Annotated in this window: 2 protein-coding genes; one reads left to right on the top strand and one right to left on the bottom strand. The window is 39.2% G+C overall.

The genetic code is table 11. The annotated features are described in order from the left end of the window. Nucleotides 1-70: 70 nt before the first annotated feature. Nucleotides 71-259, bottom strand: a complete 189-nt coding sequence (locus LIZ66_RS18415) for a DUF6472 family protein (protein WP_118583318.1) — start codon at nucleotides 257-259, stop codon at nucleotides 71-73. Between the two features lie 69 nt (nucleotides 260-328). Between LIZ66_RS18415 and LIZ66_RS20300 the strand changes: the two genes are divergently transcribed. Beyond that, on the top strand, nucleotides 329-380 hold a 52-nt coding region (locus LIZ66_RS20300; RefSeq protein WP_408611575.1), incomplete at its 3' end, for a DUF6783 domain-containing protein.

Raw genomic sequence — 380 nt, 5'->3', positions numbered from 1 at the left:
AAGCCGGGGCTAATACTTCAATTATTTTAGGACATTTTCAAAAACGCTTGACATAGTAATTTTAATTTTTTTACATCTGTTTTCTTACTACTCTGTACTCGTCCCCCATGCGGAAATAAGGGCAATCGTGATAGGTTCCTGTAATAAAACGATACATCTCATCTTCGTCAAGGTTCATATCACAAGTATAGCACTCGTAATCATCGTCATAAGAATAGTTTACACAATATTCGCAGTTCGCCCCCTGCTTCTTTTTCATATTACATACCCTGCCTTCCTTGCGAGTATTTAAAAAACATTCCCACAATCTGCACGTTCTAGAACGTGTTTGAAAAATCATTCCCGCAATCTGCACGCCCCACTTTGCGGGAGATTTTGCC

Source organism: Blautia faecis (genome assembly GCF_020554845.1).
Classification (GTDB): domain Bacteria; phylum Bacillota; class Clostridia; order Lachnospirales; family Lachnospiraceae; genus Blautia_A; species Blautia_A faecis.
This window is presented reverse-complemented; position numbering and strand designations above follow the sequence as displayed.

What these genes read in the sequence shown, in the direction of transcription:
- LIZ66_RS18415 (WP_118583318.1), bottom strand. Translation starts at nt 259, where the DNA reads ATGAAAAAGAAGCAGGGGGCGAACTGCGAATATTGTGTAAACTATTCT.